The organism is Chryseobacterium sp. sg2396, assembly GCF_042610505.1.
Taxonomy (GTDB): domain Bacteria; phylum Bacteroidota; class Bacteroidia; order Flavobacteriales; family Weeksellaceae; genus Chryseobacterium.
In genome coordinates, this window is record NZ_JBHGAQ010000053.1 from 1 (window position 1) to 1,167 (window position 1,167).

At 32.8% G+C, this 1,167-nt stretch carries 2 protein-coding genes; both read right to left on the reverse strand.

The annotated features are described in order from the left end of the window. Window positions 1-37: 37 nt before the first annotated feature. A complete protein-coding gene (locus ACED20_RS21140; protein ID WP_378106727.1) occupies window positions 38-589 on the reverse strand; it encodes an IS630 family transposase in 552 nt (183 codons plus the stop codon). Next, on the reverse strand, window positions 586-1,086 hold the full coding sequence (locus ACED20_RS21145; protein WP_378106729.1) for a transposase: 501 nt from the start codon (window positions 1,084-1,086) through the stop codon (window positions 586-588). The genes ACED20_RS21140 and ACED20_RS21145 overlap by 4 nt, the downstream gene beginning before the upstream one ends. Between the last annotated feature and the right edge of the window lie 81 nt (window positions 1,087-1,167).

The window sequence follows — 1,167 nt, forward strand, 5'->3', positions numbered from 1 at the left end:
ATAAATTATACCAATTATGTATATACAATAGTCTAATCTACTTGAAAAAGTAGTCAAAACCACAAAGGTCGATAATCAGTTCTCTGGTGATTAGATTTTTCACAATTTTGCTTATTTCGGTTTTGAGTTCTTCCATTGTTTTATAAATTTTATGAGTCATTTTTCTTTTCATTTGAAGCCAAACCAATTCAGCCGGATTCAGTTCCGGGGAATATGGTGGAAGAAACAATAAAGCAATGTTTTTGGGGATGATCAGCGATTTCACTTTGTGGAAAGCACCATTATCTAAAATCATTACTTTGAATTCTGCAGGGTTCATTTTTGATAATTCATTCAGGAAAATTTGGAAATTCTCGCCATTGCAATTAGGGAGTTCCATCACCAGACTATCACCGTTATAGGGCGAAAACGCACCAAAAATATAGGTAGACTTAAAAATATTCTGATACATGCAAATGGGTTTTACGCCTTTTGCAGTAAGTGATTTTCCGTTTCGGGTAAACAAACCAAACCGGCTCTCATCCTCAACATACAGATTAAAACTCGAAAATTCTTCACTTGCATTTTTCAACGTATTTTCGAGAATCAAACTAAAGTTTTTTTAAAAGAATCAACCGCTTCTTCATCCTTTTTAATATGGCTTTTACGTGCTACTTTTATTTTTGCTCCAAAATTTCGTTTTACATAACTATTGATAGTTTGATAATTGATTCCTGAAGGCATGTAATTTTCTGTAATCCATTCAATTAAATCAATATACGAAGTGAAGGCGTCTTTAGGTGAATGCAGGCGTTTTTCGATGGCCTGATGCAATTCTTCACTGATGATTGATGGCTTGAAACCAATTCTACCATCAGATAAAAGTCCCTCAATCCCTTCATTGCAATACTTTGTGCGCCATTTTTGAGCGGTATTGTGATTGATGTGCAACATTTTCGCCAATGCCTCTTTGCTCAATGGGGTTTCACTTTTTTTCATGACCAATAACATCTGCACTTTATTTTTCAAATGAATGGGTTGCTTTCTCAATAAAATTTTAAGTTCCTGTTCTGTTTCTTTTACGATAATGTGTTTTGCAACAGCCATATACAAATTATATTTATAGTAGCAACTAATATATGAAAAATAATCTTAAAATAGACTTTTTTTTAAATATAATTGGTATTA